General features: G+C 33.6%; 18 protein-coding genes. 3 read left to right on the top strand and 15 right to left on the bottom strand.

Going from position 1 to position 21,252, the window contains the following annotated elements; all coding sequences use genetic code 11:
• Window positions 1-7 precede the first annotated feature (7 nt).
• From ABXT06_RS05245 to ABXT06_RS05200, 10 genes are read right to left on the bottom strand one after another with little or no spacing between them, the layout of a single operon-like run.
• Window positions 8-418: a GPW/gp25 family protein gene (locus ABXT06_RS05245; protein WP_354589793.1), complete on the bottom strand. Its 411-nt coding sequence runs from the start codon at window positions 416-418 to the stop codon at window positions 8-10.
• Between the two features lie 2 nt (window positions 419-420).
• Window positions 421-711 carry a PAAR domain-containing protein gene (locus ABXT06_RS05240; protein WP_354589792.1) on the bottom strand — a complete coding sequence of 97 codons (291 nt, stop codon included), beginning with the start codon at window positions 709-711 and terminating at the stop codon, window positions 421-423.
• Window positions 712-769: 58 nt separating this feature from the next.
• A complete protein-coding gene (vgrG, locus tag ABXT06_RS05235) occupies window positions 770-2,515 on the bottom strand; it encodes a type VI secretion system tip protein VgrG (protein WP_354589791.1) in 1,746 nt (581 codons plus the stop codon).
• A complete protein-coding gene (locus ABXT06_RS05230) occupies window positions 2,516-3,205 on the bottom strand; it encodes a CIS tube protein (protein ID WP_354589790.1) in 690 nt (229 codons plus the stop codon). It abuts the gene before it with no gap.
• A 1-nt stretch (window position 3,206) separates the two neighbouring features.
• Entirely contained in the window at window positions 3,207-3,371 is a 165-nt protein-coding gene (locus ABXT06_RS05225) for a DUF5908 family protein (protein WP_203418292.1), read from the bottom strand.
• Between the two features lie 7 nt (window positions 3,372-3,378).
• Window positions 3,379-3,825: a phage tail protein gene (locus ABXT06_RS05220; RefSeq protein ID WP_354589789.1), complete on the bottom strand. Its 447-nt coding sequence runs from the start codon at window positions 3,823-3,825 to the stop codon at window positions 3,379-3,381.
• A gap of 2 nt (window positions 3,826-3,827) precedes the next feature.
• Window positions 3,828-4,256 (bottom strand): phage tail protein, encoded by a 429-nt coding sequence (locus ABXT06_RS05215; protein ID WP_008463601.1) that lies wholly within the window; start codon window positions 4,254-4,256, stop codon window positions 3,828-3,830.
• 27 nt (window positions 4,257-4,283) lie between these two features.
• Window positions 4,284-6,458 carry a phage tail sheath C-terminal domain-containing protein gene (locus ABXT06_RS05210; RefSeq protein WP_354589788.1) on the bottom strand — a complete coding sequence of 725 codons (2,175 nt, stop codon included), beginning with the start codon at window positions 6,456-6,458 and terminating at the stop codon, window positions 4,284-4,286.
• Between the two features lie 21 nt (window positions 6,459-6,479).
• The gene (locus tag ABXT06_RS05205; protein WP_354589787.1) at window positions 6,480-7,316 is read right to left on the bottom strand and encodes a hypothetical protein; all 837 of its coding nucleotides are present in this window, start codon (window positions 7,314-7,316) and stop codon (window positions 6,480-6,482) included.
• Entirely contained in the window at window positions 7,313-7,915 is a 603-nt protein-coding gene (locus tag ABXT06_RS05200) for a Pvc16 family protein (RefSeq protein ID WP_354589786.1), read from the bottom strand. Before ABXT06_RS05200 ends, ABXT06_RS05205 begins: the two co-directional genes overlap by 4 nt.
• A 372-nt stretch (window positions 7,916-8,287) precedes the next feature.
• Here ABXT06_RS05200 and ABXT06_RS05195 point away from each other — a divergent pair, with 372 nt between their 5' ends.
• The 3 genes from ABXT06_RS05195 to ABXT06_RS05185 all read left to right on the top strand — a co-directional run bounded on the left by ABXT06_RS05195 (window position 8,288) and on the right by ABXT06_RS05185 (window position 11,276).
• Window positions 8,288-9,148, top strand: coding sequence for a helix-turn-helix domain-containing protein (locus ABXT06_RS05195; RefSeq protein ID WP_354589785.1), 861 nt, complete (start codon window positions 8,288-8,290; stop codon window positions 9,146-9,148).
• Between the two features lie 119 nt (window positions 9,149-9,267).
• Entirely contained in the window at window positions 9,268-10,599 is a 1,332-nt protein-coding gene (locus ABXT06_RS05190) for an amidohydrolase (protein ID WP_354589784.1), read from the top strand.
• Window positions 10,600-10,643: 44 nt separating this feature from the next.
• Complete coding sequence (locus ABXT06_RS05185) at window positions 10,644-11,276, top strand: ankyrin repeat domain-containing protein (RefSeq protein ID WP_354589783.1); 633 nt, start codon at window positions 10,644-10,646, stop codon at window positions 11,274-11,276.
• A 146-nt stretch (window positions 11,277-11,422) separates the two neighbouring features.
• Here ABXT06_RS05185 and ABXT06_RS05180 read toward each other — a convergent pair whose 3' ends face one another.
• The 5 genes from ABXT06_RS05180 to ABXT06_RS05160 form a co-directional block, all read right to left on the bottom strand.
• The gene (locus ABXT06_RS05180) at window positions 11,423-12,457 is read right to left on the bottom strand and encodes a trypsin-like serine peptidase (protein WP_354589782.1); all 1,035 of its coding nucleotides are present in this window, start codon (window positions 12,455-12,457) and stop codon (window positions 11,423-11,425) included.
• A 6-nt stretch (window positions 12,458-12,463) separates the two neighbouring features.
• Window positions 12,464-16,060 carry a hypothetical protein gene (locus tag ABXT06_RS05175; RefSeq protein ID WP_354589781.1) on the bottom strand — a complete coding sequence of 1,199 codons (3,597 nt, stop codon included), beginning with the start codon at window positions 16,058-16,060 and terminating at the stop codon, window positions 12,464-12,466.
• A 393-nt stretch (window positions 16,061-16,453) separates the two neighbouring features.
• Window positions 16,454-17,314 (bottom strand): thiopeptide-type bacteriocin biosynthesis protein, encoded by an 861-nt coding sequence (locus tag ABXT06_RS05170; RefSeq protein WP_354589780.1) that lies wholly within the window; start codon window positions 17,312-17,314, stop codon window positions 16,454-16,456.
• Between the two features lie 4 nt (window positions 17,315-17,318).
• Window positions 17,319-19,520, bottom strand: a complete 2,202-nt coding sequence (locus tag ABXT06_RS05165; protein WP_354589779.1) for a lantibiotic dehydratase family protein — start codon at window positions 19,518-19,520, stop codon at window positions 17,319-17,321.
• A complete protein-coding gene (locus ABXT06_RS05160) occupies window positions 19,520-21,223 on the bottom strand; it encodes a S8 family peptidase (RefSeq protein ID WP_354589778.1) in 1,704 nt (567 codons plus the stop codon). The genes ABXT06_RS05165 and ABXT06_RS05160 overlap by 1 nt, the downstream gene beginning before the upstream one ends.
• Window positions 21,224-21,252: the final 29 nt, after the last annotated feature.

The raw sequence follows: 21,252 nt of genomic DNA, 5'->3' as shown, positions 1-21,252 counted from the left end.
TAAACTTTTAAACATTAGTGCCTTCTTCTTTGTAAAAAGGATAAACAAGATTGCTTCTTGAGTTTGTACTTCTTATTCTATAGTCAATTATAACTAGTAATTCTCCTTCTAGATCATCACTTTGTGCGATATCAATTTTTTCAACATCAATTCGCGGTTCGTAATATAAAATCGCCGTTTTGATGAGTTCTGAAACATAGGTTTTAAGTGTTCTATCTAATGTTTCAAAAAGCAGTTCATCCATATTACATCCGTATCTAGGAAGCATAATGCGTTCGCCGATTTTGGTAGAGAGCAATATTTCCAGACTGCTTTTTATGTCTGCCTCGTCAGATGTCATTACGACCGCTTTATTGTTCTTTTTGAACTCTGGAGGAAAACTCCATCCGGTACCTAAAAAAGCTTCTTTATTTTCCATAATTAGCCTATTAAAACGGTTGGACATCCTAATATGATTGTTCCGCCATGTGCAGTTGAATCTCCCATTCTTGCGGCTGGTTTTCCTCCAATCAGCACTGTACTTGAACCAGCTATAATACTATCAGGAGGACCTGTGCAAACAATCATGTCTCCTAAACAGGCTGCTGGTTGACCGCCTATCAACACTGTAGGTGAACCTGGCGGTAATATCGGTCCGCCAACATGAGGTACAGTTCCTGTTACCATTGGGCAAACATGCATATCGTTAATTCTTGCGGCTGGTGCTCCCATAATTATTTTTTAGTCAACCTTTTGTTTAAGTATTTGATGATAAAGTATATAGGATTAGTTAGTTAATCTGTACAATACTTCCTTTCACAATCGCGACAGCAGCCGATGACATTTCTGCACCAGCACTTCCTTCGGCTTTAAATTGAGCAGTTGCTTTTAGATTTACATTTGTACCTTCAATTTTTACATCGCCTGTAGCTTTTATTGAAATATCGCCTGCGCTTTCCATTTTTATTCCTGCGCTGTCAATGGTAATTACGTTTGAATTTTCGTCTTCAACAACTATAGAGCCTTTGTCTTCGTCGAGCGTTATTTTTTTTCCTGCCGGAGTTTCAATAGCTATCGATTTTTTATCATCATCAAAGAGCACTTTCATTTCGCTTCTTGTAAAAATCCCTTTTTGATGGTTATCGTCGGATGCTTTTAATGGAGCGGGTTTTGCGCTGCTGTGGAGCATTCCTAAAACAATAGCATCATTTGGATCTTCGTTAATGAAACCAATAATAACTTCGTCTTCAATTTCAGGTCGAAAAAATGTTCCTCTATTATCACCTGCGTCTAAGGCTGCAACTCTGCACCAAATTCCCTGTTCTTCGTTATTGATGATTGGGATTTTGACCAAAATTCTGTCTTCACCATCTGGATCGTCCTGAAGCTGGGTTACAATACCAATATGCAGTCCTTTTATGGATGGAATTATTCCAGAAGCTGATGGCGTATTGACATCATACGTTTCAGAAAACCATTCAGGATTTAATCCAAATTGCACATTTACAGTCCAGTTACCATTCGCTATTTCATGGAAAACTCCAGTTACGTATGCTTTGCCATTAAAGCGGTCTCCAACGCCTTCAAGCGTGATAATGGTGTTGGGTTTTACTGCGGGAATACCTTGAAATTTTACTCTTCCGCGAACTTTTGAGAGCTGCTGAAATAATAATTTAGCATCGGCCCAATCTTGCAATTCGGTATCGGTAACATGACCGCCGTGACGCAATTCTAAATTTTCCAGTTTTACGATATCAGATAAATCAGAAGCAGATAAATTTCCGTTTAGATTTACGCTAGGATCTTTGGCTTCAATTTCTAATAACTCCTGATTGGATGCATTCCAGCTGTAAGAAGAAACTTTGGCAAACTGATTTCGCGCATCAATTTCGGCATCAAAATCTAGCATAGTAGCGCCAAAAGCAACCGTTTCAACTGATTCTGAACCTAAATCGGGTTTTTTAACCGAGATTTTGCCATTTTCAACAAAACATAGTTTTCCATTAGCCTGTGCACGAGAAACAATAAAATCCCAATCGGATGTATTATACTGCACTAACTCTTTGTGGCTATAATTTGTACTTTCCACATCTTTTTGCAAGCCATAAGTGCCAATAATATCTTCAAAAGCATCGCTGTCTTTTACATCATAAAAATATTTGCTCTTTCTGCCGATAGTCAGTTTTACTGCTTCGTCTTTGCATTCTACAATCAAAAGGGACGATTTGTCTTTTATTTTTATAGAATGTTTTACCACAATTCCTTTATAAATAGTTTCTTCGTCACTGTGATAACCCGCTTTGATTTCTATTTTTTTGCCTGGAATGAGCAAATCTTCATTGCTTAATTTAAAATCTCTTGAAGCAGCATCTCCATCGGTCAAAATAATCTGCGCCATAGGTATTCTGTTCACCTCATTATGAACTACAATGCTCATTACTTGGTAAACGCCAGACAGCTCAGTTCCCTCAATGAGCAGTTTGTGCGTTACTAAATCGGCACTTTTACTGGTTTGTATGACGTCTGTATTGTTCATCTATTGTTGTTTTTGTAGAGGAGGGAAAAATATTTTTTGACCAATTTTTAATTTCCTGAAATTGATGAGCTTGTTGGCTCTTGCCACTTCGAGATAATATTTTGAATCGCCGTAGATTTTAAAAGACATTAACGGAAGCGTATCTCCCGCTTTTACTGTTCTAGTGTGTGTTAAATCAGGAGATTGATTGTTTTGTTGTTTTGCTCTTAACTCATCTTCAACAACTCCCTTGAATTTTCCTTTTGCAATGGCTCTAATGGGCGTTCCATCTGGTCTGAAAAGTTTATATTCAATGGTCATTTCGGTGAGAGATCCTTTAAAAAGCAGACTTCCCCAAGCAATTTTTAAATAATTTGGCTTATGTTCTGTGCCATTATATTCTAAAATTACTTTTCTAAAATGTTCAATGTCGTCAATAACACCGTTTTCGGTGCTTTCTTTGCCAGCAATAACACCAGTTCGATCAAAAACAAAATCCAGTTCTAATTCCTCTGGAGCAATTGCCGTAAATCTTGGTGCAGGGCTGCTCGTTCCAGCGGCTTGAGTTGTATCTTGCTCTATCTTGTAATGAAAAGTATATTTCTCGGGATTCATTAAAGTAACGAACTCTTCAATATCCGAAATGGGACTGTTAAATTGAGGATCGCTATAGGCAATAATCTTCAGTTTTTTTAATTCACCAGTTGTCATATCAGCGTTCTTTTTTTCGTTCAATAATTTTCATTACCTGCTCGACACATTCAGCCACATTATCTTTTTCTGTAGAAGAAGAGGATGATGAAGCTGGTTTTGCACCCGAACTTGGACTTTCGTTCACATTTATTTTAATGTGAAGCTCTTTGATTTCAATTGGCATCGCTATATTATTTTTTGTGAAGGGTGAAATGATTATAAGCAAGCTCAAAGCTTTCAACAACAATTTTGCTTTCTAAAGCACTGAAATCTTCAACAGCCCATTTTACTGGATAAGCGTGTACAACTTTCCAGTGCATTAACGGTTTGTGATCTTGATTCAAGAGTTTTACCGTTAAATCAACGGGATTAAATTCGAAATTTTCAATTGCTTTTCTACACCATTCAATTACATCAGAATCAATAAGAATCCCTCTTTTTAAAACCAAATTTGGATATTTGGTTTTTACAGGAAGCTTGTGTTTGAATCTGTTTTCTCCACCCTCAACAAATTCTTCTGTTTCTAGATCTACAGAAAGGCCTGATACCGACTGAAATTGATGGTCTTTTTCTTTTGTGCCCAGTTGATCAAATTCAACTAGAAAATGAAAGCCTACGGGTGGATAATAATTAGCCATGATTAGTCATTTTGAATAGATAAACCTTCATGAACCAGTTCTATAGACTCGATGGCTACTTCGTTTCCATCAGCTTTTAAATCGGTAGATTGCACTTTTGTCGGCCACGCATTTTTTACTTTCCAAGTAATCACTGGTTCGTGCTCTTCGTTAAGTAATTTGATGGTAATATCTCTTCTTTCGATGGTGTTTAGTTTTACCGTATTCCACCAAGCATAGTATTCATTGTCGCTTTTAAAAGTGCCTCTTTTCATCGTAATGTTAGAGAACTTTTGCATGCCAGGCATCTTGATTTTACTGTACTCTGGACTAGCGCCCTGACGGTACTCAATAACTTCAGTTTCGACATCTAATCCGGAAACTTCTGTAAAGCCTATTTTTGTTCCACCCCAGTCAACTGAGAAATGAAACTTTGATAACGGATAACTCATGATTTATATTTTTTAATGATGTTTTAATTAAGATTCCTGCATTTTGTGAGAGAAACGAAGAATGATGAACTCAGCTGGACGAACTACTGCCATACCGATTTCGATGATCATTTTGCCGTCTAAAATATCCATAGCAGACATGGTTTGTCCCAGACCGATTCTTACGTAAAATGCTTGTTCAGGTTTTGCCCCAGCTAGAGCTCCAGCTCTCCATTGAAGAATTAAAAAATTCTCAATCATAGCTCTCACTCTTATCCAAGTATTGGCATCGTTAGGTTCAAAAACAAACTGTTCGGTTGCTTTTTTAATAGATTCTTCGGCCATATTAAAGAAACGGCGAACAGGTACATAACGCCATTCACTATCGTTACCGGCTAAGGTTCTTGACCCCCAAACCAAGGTGCCTTTACCGGTAAATGTTCTGATAGCGTTGATAGATTTACCTGCGACAGTATCAACATTCAATCCGTCTTGTATATTATTCGTGATTTTTACCGTAGGAGCAATGACATAGTTCAAACTGACATTGGCTGGCGCCTTCCATACGCCACGGTCACCATCTACTCGCGCATAAATTCCTGCTACGGCAGAACTTGGAGGCAGCGTTATTGAAAGATTAGAAATTTCGGCAAGTATTTTATTGTAAGTGACATTATCAAGCTCTGTAATATCTGCCAAAAAGCGGCCATTCATGGCACCGTTATTTTTATCGTTTGGTTTTGCATCTGTTACAGTAGTAGCAATGGCGTCAATGTTAGATATAATGGATGCGAATAAATCAACATCAAAAACAATCGTATCAGGCAAGTCAAGAATAGAAGCTGGTGCTGAGAAATGCAAAATTTTTGGGATTTCAGAAAGTACAGTAGTAACGCCTGGAGCTCCTTTAATATTAGCAGTTATTTTTACTTTGGTATTTGCTGCTTTTGCTTTAGTTAATAAGTCGGCCAAATTGGTTTTAACGCTTTCAATTTTATCAGCTAATTCAAAAGGATCGGTAAAACTTTTTAAAGCTGCGGTAATAGCATCTCTAGTCGCTTGGTCTTCTTCATCAGAAGCTATTGCTGCCAGCGCTGCTTTTTTAATTTTTTCTTTTTCTCCTACAAGGTTGGCGAGATCTTTAGTCAAAGTTTCCAACAAGAGTACAAATTGATTGTTTTTTGCCACCGTAAAAGTTCCTGCGGCTGCTTCGGCTGCGTCTGCTTCTGCTTGAGTCCCTCCTCCAGTGATTACCGTTTCTGCTGCTGCAGTTGCTGCTGCATTATTAAAACCATCTGCTGATTCAATAAATTTCAGAACTTCGGCTATACTTCCTGTTAGATTATCATTTGTTCCTGGAACTGTTTTTAATTTGTTGATTAGCGGTGCAATTGCAGTTTTGGAACCTGCTAAATTGCTCAATACAGTTGACATGGCATCTGGCGCAGGTGAGGTAAAATGCTTAATCATAATTTCACTTGCATTGTATCTGTAATCTAAAATAGTTTCTAAATGCGGATAGTAAGCAGCTCCATATTTTAAGGTATCCTTCTCCGAACTAATAGATCCCCTCAAATCATCAACGTTTGTATCTGTTGGGCTAGAAGCATCGTAGTGAAGCGTATCAATAATTGTAAATCGGTCCTGTAGTTTTCGGCATTGGTCCAAGGCATCATTATACAAACCATAAAAATCAGTTGCGTTAATACCAGTTACTTGGGTAGCATCTGGAAAAAGAATAAGCGTAGGCTCATCTACTTTTTCTAATTCAAGTAAACCTTTTTTTAACAGAGAACTATCATTTATAGACGTTACTTTTGTATCGGCATCGTCTAAATCTTCGCCATAACGACCAACTGATATAATGTAACAAGGCCCGCCGCCATTTGCAAAAAACAATTGCATTGAGTAATACATCAAAAAAGGTTGTCTACTAGATGGTTGATTTACAATAAGAGATCTTGTTGTAGCACCATTGTCAACTACATCATTAATGGTAACACTAATAGTAGTTTCTGGTTTTGCAAAGCCAAAAAAACGCTCGTATTCTAAAAGAGATGTTATTCTTGTCGGTTTTAGTTTCAAATCTCCATTAATCTTATTCGTGGCTTTTTCAGTATAGCCAATAAAACACGGAATCGCTGTCTCTACCTGGGCAACAGAAGGAGGGAACTTTACGATTTCCTCAACATATACTCCAGGCGTTTTGTAAGTTGTTGCCATAATTGAATTGTTTTTTAATTATTAAATAAATATTTCCGAATAGTAATCACTATCGATTTTTGTTATTGATTTTACAGATGGATTTGGATATTGGCTTTCTGCAGGTTGCGAAGGATCCAAATCGTTAACAGGATCAATTTCTACAAAACCAGATCGCGTTAATGGTTTTGCCGTCTTGGTTTTAATCTCGGTTTTTGCTTTACGGTTGATGTATCTCCAAAACGTTTTTCGGTTGTCAAAATGAATTTTAAAGTTTGGGCTTATCATTTTATCCGAATCGTTTGTAATATTTTCTGAGCTGTTGTCACCTTTAGCGGTAAGCGAAATAATCCCGAAGATATTTTGCTGTTCTGATGGCTGTAGTGTTGAAAGTAGATCGGCAGTTGTTTTTTCAGATACCAGATATGAGTTTGAAATAAGTTTGTTGTCACTTATTTTTGGAAGGTATTTAAATGAAACTGGCTCGGTTAATGGTTTTACATTACTGAAGAGATATGCTTGAGTAAGAGCAAAATCAAGATTAGTATAATTTTCAAACTGATAATCATTAATATTAATTAAAAACTTTAGGTTCAAATCAGTAGGGACTTTAATAAAAGGGACTGATTCATCTTTCACTTTCACATATACTCCGAAACCTGTATTGTTTTTTTTAAAAACCATTTTGTGATTTTTCAGTAGAATGTTGGTTTCTAAAGACGGTGTTATTGTTATAAATGCATCTGCACTAAACTGTTGCAACATTTTCTCTTTTTTATCATCTGTCATACTAGTAAAAGTTTCTTCTCCGTTATTCAAAAAATAATTATGAAGAAGCGTTACTTGAAACAACAAACCATATGTAGAAGAATAACTCATGACTGTTCTTTCTTTTTAGTAATTCCTGTAAATTCGCCAATAACCTGTCCTTCTGCTTGTGCAATATTGCGTTCAATTTGGATCATGCTGACTTTGTATAAAGCCGACGGAAGCTGTTTTCCTCCCAACGTTCCCCAGATATAATTTAGTTCTTCAAAAGTGGGAGTGTAGAGTTCAACCGTAAATCTAAAGTTATCTACATTGCTCATGGCACTACTGTTTCTATTAAAGATGGTATTGGCTTGAGTAAAAAGTTTTTTCCCTTGAAAAAACTCAATGATTTTTGAAATGTCCTTGAGCGAATTGATATATTTATCTCTGTTGGCGCTAAAAAGTATAAAGAGATTTAAATTGATGACACTGTTTTTGTATATGGTTTTCGTATTTTCAATAGTATGATTTGGGAAGTTTTTTAAAGTGGCTTCTTCGTCTAAATTAATTATAGTAAGTGCCACCGCATTTTTTAATGCATCTGTGATATCATCGTTTTGAGATTCTAAAAAAGCAATATTTTCTGGTACAACAGATTTGTCCAACCCAATTTCCTCGAGATAGTTGTTTACTTGTTCTGTAATTATTTGTATTACTTCAAAAATCATCTTTTTATAAAAATTATTATTAAAACGAAATGAAATTTTATTGGAAGAAATAAGATTTAGGGCGAAGAATGTATTAGAAATGAGGCTTCTAGCGGGGCTTTTAAGATTTGACTAAATTAGAAAAATGAGAAGCTACCAAAAAAGGGGAATTTTCCCCTTTTTTACTAAGTTAATATACTGGTTTTTAGATTGTTGTATTTGTGTTTTTGTTTTTTAGGACTAGGTTCATTCTAAACGTAAAAGCGAAATGCTAAAGGAGTTTAATTGAATGTAAATGCGATACAAACAATCTTTAAATTTTTTTTTATACATTTCATGGTTCTGAGACTGACTTTCTTTAGATAAAACAGTTTTAAAAAAAACATCTTCATTATGCACAAAACCGAAAGAAATCATTCTGTATCAGTAATTGGTATACAGGAATTTAGAGATGACCAATTTGCAGGCAGTGAAGAGATTTTGTTTAATGAACTTCATGGAGAAAGAATTATAGAAAAACCTCATTCGCATGATTTTTTTACGATAAGTCTGTTTGAAAAGGCAAAAGGAATTCATTCTATTGATTCTATAGATTATCCAATTAATGATTATCAGGTTCATGTATTATTTCCTGAGCAAATGCACAAATGGGACATCAAGGCTGGAACAGTAGGCTATCAGCTTATGATTGAACGAACCTTTTTTGAAAGATTTGCTCCATATTTTAGATTTTCTTTTACCAATTATCAGAATCATCCTGTTATACAATTATCCAAAACTGCTTTTGAACTGTTGCATTATGAATTTGATGCGATCAAAAATGAGCTGAAACGATCAGATTTTCTAACCTATCTGATTAATGCTCGCGCTGCAGTTATAGCATCTATTATTAGTAGAGAAGCAGAATATGCTTTTACTGAATTTAAAGTGTATCAGTCCAATTCTCGATTAGCTGCTTTTAATATGCTGATAGATGAATTCTTCAAGCAGGAGAAATCTGTTACCTTTTATGCGAATAAATTAAATATTTCTGCCAATTATCTTAATGTCCTTTGTAAAAAGCATCTTAAAATTTCTGCTACACAGCTTATACAACAGCGTGTTGGTACAGAAGCTAAAAGGCTGTTAGAAAGTACCGATTTGTCTATAAAAGAAATTGCTTTCGAATTAGGTTTTGTAGATCATGCTTATTTTTCTAATTTTTTTAAAAGTCAGACTGGAATATCACCTACTGAATTCCGAAAAAAGAGATAAATTCTTCAAGCCGTCAGAGGAATCATGCAAGTTTTCTGCTTTTCAAATCTGTACATTTGAAATTGCTATCTTAATTTTTTGCTTAAATAAAGAAAGCTCTTAATTAAACAAACATGAATATGGAGAAGCGAGGTATTTCACGTAAAGATTTTCTAAAGAATTCCGGATTAGGTTTGGCGGGTATTGCATTTATGCCGTCAGTATTGCAAGGGCAAAATAACCAGTTGCAAAATGAACAGACAATTGCATTAGGGAGTTCCTATGCTTTGAAAAATGTTCGCTTGGAAACTGGTTTTGAATTTGAAGGAGAAGAAGTAGTGGCAACCAAAACGGGTCTTTTTTCTGTAGAAATTGAGAATGGAAAAATAAAAAGAATTGGCCCAAACGGATCTGGTAGGGAAGAAATAGATGCTAAAGGAATGCTTATGTTGCCCTCTTTCAGAGATATGCACATTCATTTGGACAAAACCCTGTATGCTGATAAATGGCGTGCTGTACGTCGTTCAGGCGGGATAAAAGGAATGATTGCTTTGGAGCAGAAAACTTTGCCCGATATGCTAAAAAACTCTACGTATAAGGCAGAAAAACTCATCGAACTATTGCAGTCGCACGGAACAGGATTTGCTCGCAGCCACGTTAATATTGAACCTACATCTAAACTGGATTCACTTAAAAATCTGGAGAAGGCATTAGCAAACAAAAAGAATGGTTTTGGAGCAGAGCTGGTAGCTTTCCCGCAACACGGTTTGTATTACACAGATTCACTTCCTTATATGCAGGAAGCTGCAAAAATGGAGATTGATTTTATAGGAGGTTTAGATCCTACAAATGTAGATGGTTCAATTCAAAAAACGATGGACACTACCATTCAGCTCGCTCTAGACAATAATAAAGGAATTGACATTCATTTGCATGAATCAGGAAAATCGGGTTTTGATACTATCCAGTATCTGATAGACAAAGTGAATGAAAATCCAGTTTTAAAAGGAAAAACTTTCGTCAGCCATGCCTTTGCTCTTGCTGCTTTAGACAAAGTCAAACAGGAAGAGATAGCCGAAAAATTGGCGGCTTCACAAGTAGGTATTATTTCTACAATACCTTTTGGAGGAATGATTATGCCAATTCCGACATTATTAAAACACGGAGTAAATGTTATGACAGGAAATGACAGTATTGTAGACTATTGGAGTACTATGGGAACTGGAAGCGTATTGCAAAAAGCCAATCTTGCAGCACAATTATACGGACAGGTTTCAGAATTCGGATTGTCTAGAATGCTTAAGCTGGCAACAGCAGGACCTATTCCGTTAGATGATAAAGGCATACAGCAATGGCCAAAAGCAGGTGATGATGCCGATCTGGTGCTTGTAGGTGCTAGCTGTTCTGCAGAAGCAGTTTCGCGTATATCGCCTATAAAATCTCTTATTTACAAAGGAAATATTGTTTTCTAATTGATCTGTTTATGAAAAATATTATAATTCTTTTAATAACACTAATGCTCGCTGATTCCTATCAGCCAGTTTGGGCTTTTAAAAAAAATGAAATTATGCAAAAAGATATTGTACAATTAGTGCATCAGAATGATATTTCTGGTGTTGTGAAAGCTTTAGAAAATGGAGCAAATGTAAATACTGTAGACAATGCTAAGCGTTCTCTATTACTGATTGCTACAACGGGTAAGCAAACAGAAATGGCAAAAATCTTAGTAAAACATAAGGCAGATGTGAATCAGCAGGCAGAGAATAAAGACAGTCCTTTTTTGTATGCAGGTGCAAGCGGTCAGACAGAACTGGTAAAGTTATTTTTGAGTAATGGCGCGCGCTTTGATATTTTTAACCGCTACAACGGATCGGCACTTATACCTGCATGTGAACGTGGCCATATAGAAACAGTCAAACTACTTGCCAATACTAAGAACTTTCCGATTGATCATGTTAACCGTTTAGGCTGGACCGCTTTAATGGAAGCCATTGTGTTGGGGGACGGAAGTTTAAAATACCAGCAGATTGTCCAAATTTTAAAAGATGCAGGATCAAGAATGGATATACCTGATCATGAGGGGACAACCCCTTTACAGCATGCCAAAGCAAAAGGATTTAAAGAAATCGTGTCTATCATAAAACCATAAGAATACGATGTAAGCCAAGATTTATATTTTCTAGTTTTTTTTGGGGACTTAAACTTGTATGCATAATTTAAAAAGAGTAGAAATGCGTATTGTGTATTATTTTACAATAAAGTTTTCTAATGATTTCTTTTCATCAGTTTCTTTGGCTAATTAAGTATTAATTCAATCCGTATAACTTTTTCTCCTAAGCAATAGGGGGGGCGGCAACTAACCGATTTGTAGCAATCACCTCGCAGTTCATAATCGATCATTCCAGAAACAAGTATTCCTATTAATTTATGAGATTTTAAATTAAAAACAGGGGATCCAGAATTGCCTTGAAAACTATCAAGAGAGGTATAAAAAAACTGGTAATTTGAATCATCAGAAATATCAGCATTTATTGCTAATTTTTGTGGAAGTCCCATAGGATAGCCGAGCATATAAATTTCATTGCCTTTTTGTAAAAGTGACGATTTCTCATATGACAATATTGGTCTTTTAATCGGACGATCTGTTTTAAAAACCGCGACGTCTAGATTAGAATCATTTTTGATGATTTCAGATAAGAAGTAAATATCTTCAGCAGGAATACTACTTTCAGCAGTACCTAAAGTGTTTATCACCCTATAGCCAAAAACTACCGCATAATCTTTCAATGGACCCTGAAAAACATGACCGGCCGTCATCATTTCATTTACTCCGATAATAAAAGCAGTTCCCGTTCCTACGACAACCTGTTTTGAAAAAGGTTCGCCCTGACATAAATTGTATAATTTTCCTAAGGTGTTAGTTGTATTTAACTGATATGTACTTTCTGAAATTTTAATCAAATTTCTTTTTTCTATAATCATAGCCACTGATTCGCTTACTCGATGAATGTTAATATGCTCCTCATTATTTGCAGATAGTTGAGCTATTTCTATTCGGCTGTCAAATTGAGTGGGGCCACGTAATCTTTTGGAATTGTAAATTTCTTCTTCTGGTGATGAAGGAAGTACAGTTAACAGAGCTTCTATTTTTTTGCTTTCTAGAAGATAATTCTCTTGTTGCTCTTTTTCCTGACGATCCTGATTACTATGAAATTTTAAGTTGGCACTTTCCAAAATTTTATAGTTTGACTTTTTTTGTAGTGTATCCTGCCCATAGGCATAATAAATGGATTGGATTATAAGAAACAAAATACCACATATTTTTCGCATAGTATTCTATTTTTTTGATTTTGCAAAAAGAGTGAATAAAGGAATATCTATTACAGCGCCAATACCAAAATAAAACACCTGTTTTTCATTTGTAATTTGAGGTGGATTGCTTCCTCCTGAAGCGGTTGTATCAGAGCTAATAGCTTTTAAGCGTGGACCAAACTGTCCGCCAAAATTAAGAGCAAAAGGACTTTTGTTGAATCCTAAAGTGAAATAAAGTCCAGGGCTAAAGATATCCATAAAATCAAAATCTGGCAGTACTTCAGTATCATTATTACTGTTAAAGCGAAGCCTCACCGGAGCAGCGATATCAATTATAGGCACATAGATTCCCCAAGTTACTTTTTCACCTGCTGGCCACGGTTGAGCATAGAATCCGACAGGAGCGGTAATTCCAGCTGTATAAGTCACATCCGAACCATTGAATTCGCTCAAAGTAATACCACCAAACAATCCTGGATAAGAGTTAATAGAATAGTAAGAATAGGTGTGTTCTTTAAGTGATGAACTTCCAGGAGGCAGAGCAAAAGTGTTTAAAGCTTTTTCTACATCCTCAGAGTTTTCGGCATTTGCAATATCGTTTACAAAATGAATCATTTTTATAGTATTCTCATCTTTAAATTCAAACACATCTGGAAAGACTTCAGGCATGTAATACTTAAAATTCTGAATCATCATTTCCTTAGCTTCTTCCAGTTCTTTCTTATTGTCGATATCATTAAAAACATACTCTCTTATTGATTTTGTTATGATGTTCTCAATATTGCTCTTGAAAGAACTTTTAAGAGCAGCGTCAGTAATGTTATGCTTTGTCAGCAAAGTATCTATATCTTTTAATATTTTGTTGGTATCTATTCCTGCATATTCTTTGTAAAAATTTATGCTGTCATTAGTAATAGATTTTCTAAATTCCTTTTTTTTGGCAATAATACTATCTTGATTTTTATTATTTATTACATCATACATACCCTTATAAGCTGTATGTTGCTTTTCAAGTTTTAAATTATCTTTTAATGAGATTTCTAGCCATAATGCAGTTTCCTTTTGATTTTTGTATTTTTCGACATCAGTATATATTCTATCGTAGGAAAATATTTTTTTGAGGTTATACATTTGCTGAATATCTCCTGTACGGTTTACAGCAGACATTATAGAATTATAGATTTCTGACTGTGAATTATCTTTTCCAAAAGCTAATGGTATTTCAATGGCTTTTATAAGAGCCGTAGTATAACTTTTTGTATGAAGGTCAAGAAATATATCATTTACAGTGTGAGCAGTTATGAAATATGGCTTTGTTGTATTGACTGTCGTTTTAATAAACGGAGAATCAAATAGTTTTAGATCCTTGTCAATAACTAATGTATCTATAGTACGGACTACACCTTCAGCAAAATCAATCATATCATTTGTCAGAGCATGAACTTGTTCTGCTGTAACTTTCTCTTTTGCACTGTTGGCTTTTTTAATATCATTAAAACTAGTATTTAGACGCTCAGCATTGGTCGCAATTTGAACCATATTGGCAGTTATTAGCTTATATTTTTTTTCTGAAGCATTAGCAGTTTTTGGTTTTATTATATTCTCCATAAGATTTTCCAAACCTTTTTCCAAAGTTTTTTTCTCTGAATCTAAATAATAAGAAACGTTATAAAACTTTTTGTTCTGCTGGTTTAAAAAACCAAGATAAAGCAAGTAGAAATTTACCTCACTGCTGTAAGCAGAAACAAATGCAGTAGAAGCGAATCGTGGTTTATTATTTTCAACTACTACCAGACTATGCGCGATCATGGACGCAAATTTGATACTATTGACAATGTTGTATTTTAGAATGTCTGATTTTTTTGGGAATTCAAGAGAAAATTTATATTCATTTAAGGCTTGCTGTAATTCTAGTTGTTTGCCTTTTGGAAATGTTGAATTATTTTCTAAGTCCTTAAGATCTTTATTCAGATATAAGTTTAAGAGTTCGTTCTCCATTTGGGAAAATGTTGCATTCGCTTCTTCTGTTGTCTTTTCAGCTTTGGCCATATCTGCTTTATATTTCTGTAAACTATCTTGTGCAATAGTAATACTATTAATATAAGCTGGTTTATCGTTTAAGTATAAAAGAGGGATTTTTCTATATTCTATTTTTATAGAATCGAATTTCTGTTCATTAATTTTAAAATTGGTTTTAGCTTTCAGTAATTTATTAGCAGTTTCTTCGCCTGGGTTATTTACATAATTTTCTGTCGAGGAAGATAAAGCTGATTTAGCTGAATTATACTTTTCATTAATTTTACGGTATTCTTCATTAATATGCTTATAGGCAGGAAGTTTTTCAAAATTATCTAATGCGTTTTTTGCATTAATGTATTTTTCTTCTTTTCTAGTGAAATCTTCTTTTGCCTCAGCTTTATTTTTCTCTAATTTTTTATAACCCTCGGGCTTTAGCAATAACTCTATAAATTTTGTTTTTTTATCATTTATTATGGATTCCTGATTCTCAAGATCTATATTACCCAAACGTTGAATATTACGGCTGTTCTCAAGAATGTCAAAATAGTCAATTGGGTTTTCAAGTTTTTGGATCTGCGGAATCAGTTCTAACGCTTCAAAGGCAAAATCGAGGTCGGGATGCATTTTTAAATAGCTTTTAAATCGAGGAGTATTCTTAAGATTAATGGCATTACTCATTAAGTTGTTGAGATCCTGTTCAATATATTGCTTTAGGTCATTTACAAAATTTAGTGTGCGGGTACTGTCAAATGATTTTAAATATGAAGTGGTTACAGGCAAGAGTACCATAAGTTCATTTAAATAACTTTCTGGTTTTGGATTGTTTAAATATTCCTGTACTTTTTGAACTGCATATGTAGTGAGTTCATCTTTAATACGCTTTGCTAGAAATTTGCTTAATCCATCTATGGCTTCTTTAAAAGCAAGATCTCCTCCAAAAAATGGTAACGCTTTTTGTATCGAAGAAGTATAATTAACCTTTGAATAGACATCTTGTCGAAATGACTTTACCTGATCATATTTAAAGATAAATAATTCAAGCATAAATGACAGATAGGGATTCGATTCCTTAAAATAGCTGTGCAGTAACAATAACTGATTGGAATTATTTTTAAGTTTTTGTTCTTCATAAGCTTTTTTTTCAGTTTCAACATCCTCATTCAGTTTTTTAAGTATTTTATAGGGACTGGAAACGGTATCAGTATTATTACTTGAAACGTCTACTGATGCTAGTGTTTTAGATATGTTATTGTATTTTGATGCAGCTTCTATATATTTCTTCGATGCGTCAAAAAGCGGTTTTGTATTATCCAGATATGTTATGCTTGGAGCATTAATACTGGAATTGTCCTTTAGAGTAATGTTTCTACTGTCAATTTTATCTTGATTGTAATCATTGCCAGCATATACTTTAAATGTAGCCAGTACTTCCTCCATGTCTTTCAGGATTGTTTCGTTGCGTGAGGCAATATCCACAGAACTGTAGTCTTTCTTTAGAAGATCCACTAATCGGGCTGCATGTCCTGCAACGGGAGCAGTTTTCTGAGAATAACAATAGATCTGCATTGCAAATAACAATAATAGTGTAGAGATTATTTTCATAGTTATGGGGCAAGTTTTTAATGGCTTTTTTAGTACAAAATAAATTAAAGATAATCAGCGGAATATTTATATGTATGCGTATAAATACCTGTTTTTTTTTGGTATGATTATTTTCATTATCAAGGCAATAAAAATATTATTCCAACTATGAATGTTGTTTGAAAAAGAAAAGAACCATTAAAATATTGGAGTATTTTCCAATTTGAAAGTAGATAAAAGGGAAGTTATGGTAGTATAGGCATTAGCCGCCAGTACTACCAAAAGATTACAATGTAAACAGTTTCAAAAAATTACGATAAGTCTAAGAAACGTGCAAGTATTTTAAATATCGATAATCTCTTTTTCTGTATATAATAGTAGATGAATTAAGTTGAAAAGTTAAAGTGATACAGTTCACGTTATTTTTGAATCCCGATAGTTAACTGATTTGTAAAATCTAAAAAGGTGGTCATAAATAATTAATTCATACATTCTTTGGTTAGAAGTATATTGTCTATTAATCATCATATGAATATGACTTGATAGGAAATTCTGGAAAGAAATTTGGATTTTACTTTTAATTTGTATTGATCGTTTAATGGTTTTAGCAGATTTTTTGTTTACAATATTGTGTATTCCAGTATTACAATTACTTGGTATCTGTGATAAAATTTTTTGTATTTGAGGATGCATTACTCGATAACTTTTAGACAAATCCTTAATTAGTACTGTATCTGTTTCAAACTCAATTTTAAAAGAACTTTGCAAATCATCCAGTAAGGATAGCTTCTCTTTATTTGATAATTGAAAAGAATCTAAAAATGAATTAATTGCTAAAAAACTAAACAGTATGGGCGTTTCTTGTTCTGTAAAAGATGATTTTATTTTAATGTATTGCAGAATCATTTTACTGTCTTTCCAAAATAGATATTCAGAATCTGAAATTGTATTTTTTCCATATCGTTCTATTTCTCTTTTATATGTATCTGTCTGTATTTTCCAGATTAAGTTTTGTTTCAATAACTCATTAAAAACAGAATATAGAGATTTAATTACGATACTTAGATTATCGGTGTTTTTTACTAAAAAACGAATGCGCAAATGTTCATCGGTGTCTTTGTAACGAATAAAAAACCATTTTTTAATTATCTTTTTACGCTCTAATTTTAGAATTATGGGTTTTAATTTTTCTAATAAAATATAGTCAGAAGTTTTAACTCCAGTATAAATTTTATAGTATAGCCATTTACTGCCAAGGCAAAAATCTCTTTGCATTTCTTTACGCTTTTTCTTTATAATAAGAAAGTATAATTTGGTTGGTAAAACCTTCTCCCAAATTGTTTTTTACAACATAATCATCAGTGAATAGAAATTCTTCAAGAAAAAACTCTTCTTTTGATTTAATTGCATTCAAAAATAATTGTATTGAAACCAAAGATTCAAAATCAAGTAGGAGAGTGTTGTCACCATGAATCCAATTGACAAATCGGGGAAGATTTCTTTCCAGTTTCCACTTCAAAAAATCTGTTTTTAAAATACTTTCATCTGTTTTGTAAAAAGCCTTTATTTCGTCTTTTTTAACTTTCCATTTCGCCTTAGAAAGTATAATTTCATTATAGATTACTCTAGGAAAATAGATGTAATGTGATTCTAAAATTCCCCAGTCAAATGTAGAAACAGGTTTGGTGTCCTGCATTTCCAAATCACATAAAAAATGATAAACAGGAAGAGAATTACTTGTGAAATTATGTGCATTTGACATGCATGGAAGTACTTCCTTATTTTGTTTTTTCGATCTCAAAACTATTCTGTTAGATCTAACAGACACAAATAGATCATCAAGATCGAAGTTGTTTTCACCTGAAACACCAGATTTGCATAGATAACTTATTTCGTTCTGTCTGAGATTTGGCCTTTTAAGTATATTGCCTGTTCTTGATTCAGGAATGTGAACAATTTCTGCCAGAATTTTATCATTATGATATTCGTTCTCTTTTTCAATAATTTGTTTAGTTAAATTATGTATATCAGCATTAGAATAGCAAAATCTTCCAAGGAGTTTTGCGGCACTCACATTTCCTGTCGATATTAAAACAATTTGATTATCATTCAGAATTTCGATGATTGCCGAAAATGTTGCAGGAATATCTTTGAGACTATAATCTAAGTTTGGGAAATCATTTTCATTGAGCCGTATTACTTTTTCTTTACCTATATAGCAATCATGAAGTTTTTTCTGCAGAATAAAATTAAAATCAGTCCAAATTTGCTTTTTTTCTTTTGCAGGTTTAGTTCTAAATGAAAAATTCTCCAATATATCATGAGTATCATTCATGTCATGATTTTGTAGATAGCCAATACCAATTTCAGTATCCAATACTATACCTAAAGGTAATTCTTTGGTTTCATATCTTTTGATAAAAGATTTTTTAAAATTTTCAAGATTTTTAAATTCTTTCCTAGTTTGAATACCATTTAAGAATTGAATAGCTTTTAGAACTTTGTGAGAGATTTTTTGATTTAAATTATTTGTTTGAGTTGATAGATTTAAATCTGCTTGAAAAAGATACTTTTCGTCATATTCAGTTCCAATTTGATCAATTGTTGATTTTATTTCTTTATATTTCTCTCTAGATGGTGATAAACTAGTATCTAGATTCGAAAGTTTTACTTTTAAACTTTTAAACATCTCGGTTTCGTTATTATAAAAAGGGATATTGTTAAAGAGTCTAATTATTCTTTCCCACTCATTACTAATTGTTAATGAAGCATCTATTTCAGGTACTAAAAAATGGAAATCAATTAATTGAAAAATATATTTTTTAGCTTGCTCTTTCTCAGATTCGTCATGAGCCAAAAGAGTTACCATTTCGTTTATAGTAATTCCACATTTTGACGTATGTAAAATTTGATTTAAAAGATCAGATTTTCGCAATGCAGAAATTGCATGCTCACGTTTTGCGTTGACATATTTATATTCAATAAATCTATAAAAATCACCTACTTCATAAATGGAAGAATTAGGAAAATATTTTATATGAAAAGCAGTTTCTCTTCTCTTAGATATATCTTGTAGAAGAGCAATCCAGTACTGCATATCAAATTGAGTAAATCGCTTATGTTTATTAATAGCGTCTAAGATGATATCAGTTTGAGAATCCCACTTCCCTATACAGCATCCTGCAAATAAACCGAAAGGTGTACAGCGGGAAGACATTCTCGCTACATATTTTAAAAAAGTAAGTTCTAAAGCCTGCTTTTTGTAATTAGATAATAAAGTTGTTTCTAAAGCCCATTTGTCAAGTTCATTTCGTAGTTCAGGTGAAGCTAGATTTATAGCTTCTTTTACAACTGGGTCTTTATAAAGTTTTTTTGCTTTTTCAGATGAATAGTTTTTAACTAACTCCAAATAAGTTGATAATGGAAATAGCGGAGTTCTAAGAACATAGTCGGAGAAAGCTGTAATTTTGTAATTATACATTATTTCTTTTTACTTATTTCTTCCGCGAACTTCATTGCGTTGTAAACATTTAAGACTTTACCAGATTTTGATAATTCAGAAAATGGAACAATTTTATCTTTTGTTCCAGGAACGATCACATCAATAGTATATGATGATCCAGAATTCATGATAATTTGCTTTACCTCTAATGCTGTAAGTCTAGGATAGTACGACCATATTAATGCGGCAGTTCCTGAAACCATTGGTACTGACATAGAAGTTCCTGAGTCAAATTTATAACTATTATCAGAAGCTGTTGAGTAGATTTCATCACCTGGTGCAAACAGATCTACATTTTTTTTTCCATAATTTGAAAAACTCGAAACAAATGTGCTGTCTACATGACGTGTTACAGAACCTACTTTAATAAAATTAGAACAAAACTCACTATCACTGGATGTTTCAATGTCAGAAGGGTAGTAGGTAATTTTATCAAGATCCACAGCTTCGTTGCCAGCGCTGTTAACCAATAGTACATTATGTTGGTCTGCATATTTAAGAGCCTCTTTAACCCATTCTTCATGAAGGGAGAATTCTTTGCTAAATGACATATTTATCACTTTAGCGCCATTATCTACCGCGTAACGTATTGCCATAGCAATATCTTTGTCATGTTCATCTCCAGAAGGCGATATATTAAGAGGCATGATTTTTACATTTTGAAGCATTCCCTTAATGCCTATACCGTTTTCTCTATTTGCACCGACCACACCAGCCATTTTGGTACAGTGATCTTGAATTTTTCTATGCCCTTCTTTATTATTGCTGACATTGGCATTGCCATAACCTTTTTCTAAAATTCGAGGATTATCTCCAATTGCTAATCGTTCATTATATTGGATATTAAGGTTTTTATTTACGATAGAATCTAACTGGATTTGTTTGTCTTTGAGAGCTGGCAGTGTTTTTTGATTCTGTTCCATACAGGCCATCATAGCATCAATCAATGCTCCTAGATCTTTATCATTGTCATCGCGTCTTTGGCCGAATTTCTTATCATTAATCTTATATTTTCTATAAAGGCTATCTAATTGCTTATAGGTATAATCTTCTTTAGGAAAAAAATATTTTAGAGTGTCTTTTATATAAGGATAAAGTTTAATTTCGTAGTTCAGAGATTTGAGCCATCTTTTATAATACGCGTCTTTTTCCTGGAATTTCTTTAAAGCTCTTTTATATTCGGAATATCTGTGGATGTCTTTTTTTTCGATTTCTAATTCAGTCTTACCTTTAAATAAAGAATCCCAGTCTTTTATTATTCTAACATATTCATACTTATTCCATACTACATATCCACCACTTTTGGTTCCAGTAAAGCTCCAGCCATTAATATCGTCTACATAACCATTATGGTCGTCATCAATATGATTATCTGGGATTTCGTTTGAGTTTGTCCATAACTGCCCCTGGAGGTCTTCATGTTTTAGATCAATCTGCGTATCAATAATCGCAACGATGATAGGCTTGCCTTTTTTTTGCTTTTTATTTTCCTTATACCATCTGTCTAATGAAATTCCAGGAATGCCATCTTGAGAATAATCTTTTTGATACCATGTCTGCAGTTCCACAGGTGTAAGCTCTTTTTGGGATATGGCATTAATATCAAATTGGTTTGAACCTTTAACAGATTTGCAGGCGATAAAAATGCAGCAGAATATAATTACAAGGCAGAATGACTTCATATGGATTTTGTATTTGGAGCTTTACTTAT

Origin of the sequence: Flavobacterium sp. UW10123 (genome assembly GCF_040538975.1) — a bacterium.
Taxonomy (GTDB): Bacteria; Bacteroidota; Bacteroidia; order Flavobacteriales; family Flavobacteriaceae; genus Flavobacterium.
This window is presented reverse-complemented; position numbering and strand designations above follow the sequence as displayed.

Bases quoted from the DNA above. Each gene is read 5' to 3' on its own strand.
- ABXT06_RS05175 (WP_354589781.1), bottom strand. From the start codon at position 16,060: ATGAAAATAATCTCTACACTATTATTGTTATTTGCAATGCAGATCTAT.
- ABXT06_RS05230 (WP_354589790.1), bottom strand. From the start codon at position 3,205: ATGACAACTGGTGAATTAAAAAAACTGAAGATTATTGCCTATAGCGAT.
- ABXT06_RS05245 (WP_354589793.1), bottom strand. From the start codon at position 418: ATGGAAAATAAAGAAGCTTTTTTAGGTACCGGATGGAGTTTTCCTCCA.
- ABXT06_RS05195 (WP_354589785.1), top strand. From the start codon at position 8,288: ATGCACAAAACCGAAAGAAATCATTCTGTATCAGTAATTGGTATACAG.
- ABXT06_RS05220 (WP_354589789.1), bottom strand. From the start codon at position 3,825: ATGGCTAATTATTATCCACCCGTAGGCTTTCATTTTCTAGTTGAATTT.
- ABXT06_RS05185 (WP_354589783.1), top strand. From the start codon at position 10,644: ATGCTCGCTGATTCCTATCAGCCAGTTTGGGCTTTTAAAAAAAATGAA.
- ABXT06_RS05225 (WP_203418292.1), bottom strand. From the start codon at position 3,371: ATGCCAATTGAAATCAAAGAGCTTCACATTAAAATAAATGTGAACGAA.
- ABXT06_RS05240 (WP_354589792.1), bottom strand. From the start codon at position 711: ATGGGAGCACCAGCCGCAAGAATTAACGATATGCATGTTTGCCCAATG.
- ABXT06_RS05210 (WP_354589788.1), bottom strand. From the start codon at position 6,458: ATGGCAACAACTTACAAAACGCCTGGAGTATATGTTGAGGAAATCGTA.
- ABXT06_RS05205 (WP_354589787.1), bottom strand. From the start codon at position 7,316: ATGAGTTATTCTTCTACATATGGTTTGTTGTTTCAAGTAACGCTTCTT.
- ABXT06_RS05165 (WP_354589779.1), bottom strand. From the start codon at position 19,520: ATGTATAATTACAAAATTACAGCTTTCTCCGACTATGTTCTTAGAACT.
- ABXT06_RS05200 (WP_354589786.1), bottom strand. From the start codon at position 7,915: ATGATTTTTGAAGTAATACAAATAATTACAGAACAAGTAAACAACTAT.
- ABXT06_RS05180 (WP_354589782.1), bottom strand. From the start codon at position 12,457: ATGCGAAAAATATGTGGTATTTTGTTTCTTATAATCCAATCCATTTAT.
- ABXT06_RS05190 (WP_354589784.1), top strand. From the start codon at position 9,268: ATGGAGAAGCGAGGTATTTCACGTAAAGATTTTCTAAAGAATTCCGGA.
- vgrG (WP_354589791.1), bottom strand. From the start codon at position 2,515: ATGAACAATACAGACGTCATACAAACCAGTAAAAGTGCCGATTTAGTA.
- ABXT06_RS05215 (WP_008463601.1), bottom strand. From the start codon at position 4,256: ATGAGTTATCCGTTATCAAAGTTTCATTTCTCAGTTGACTGGGGTGGA.
- ABXT06_RS05170 (WP_354589780.1), bottom strand. From the start codon at position 17,314: ATGCAAAGAGATTTTTGCCTTGGCAGTAAATGGCTATACTATAAAATT.
- ABXT06_RS05160 (WP_354589778.1), bottom strand. From the start codon at position 21,223: ATGAAGTCATTCTGCCTTGTAATTATATTCTGCTGCATTTTTATCGCC.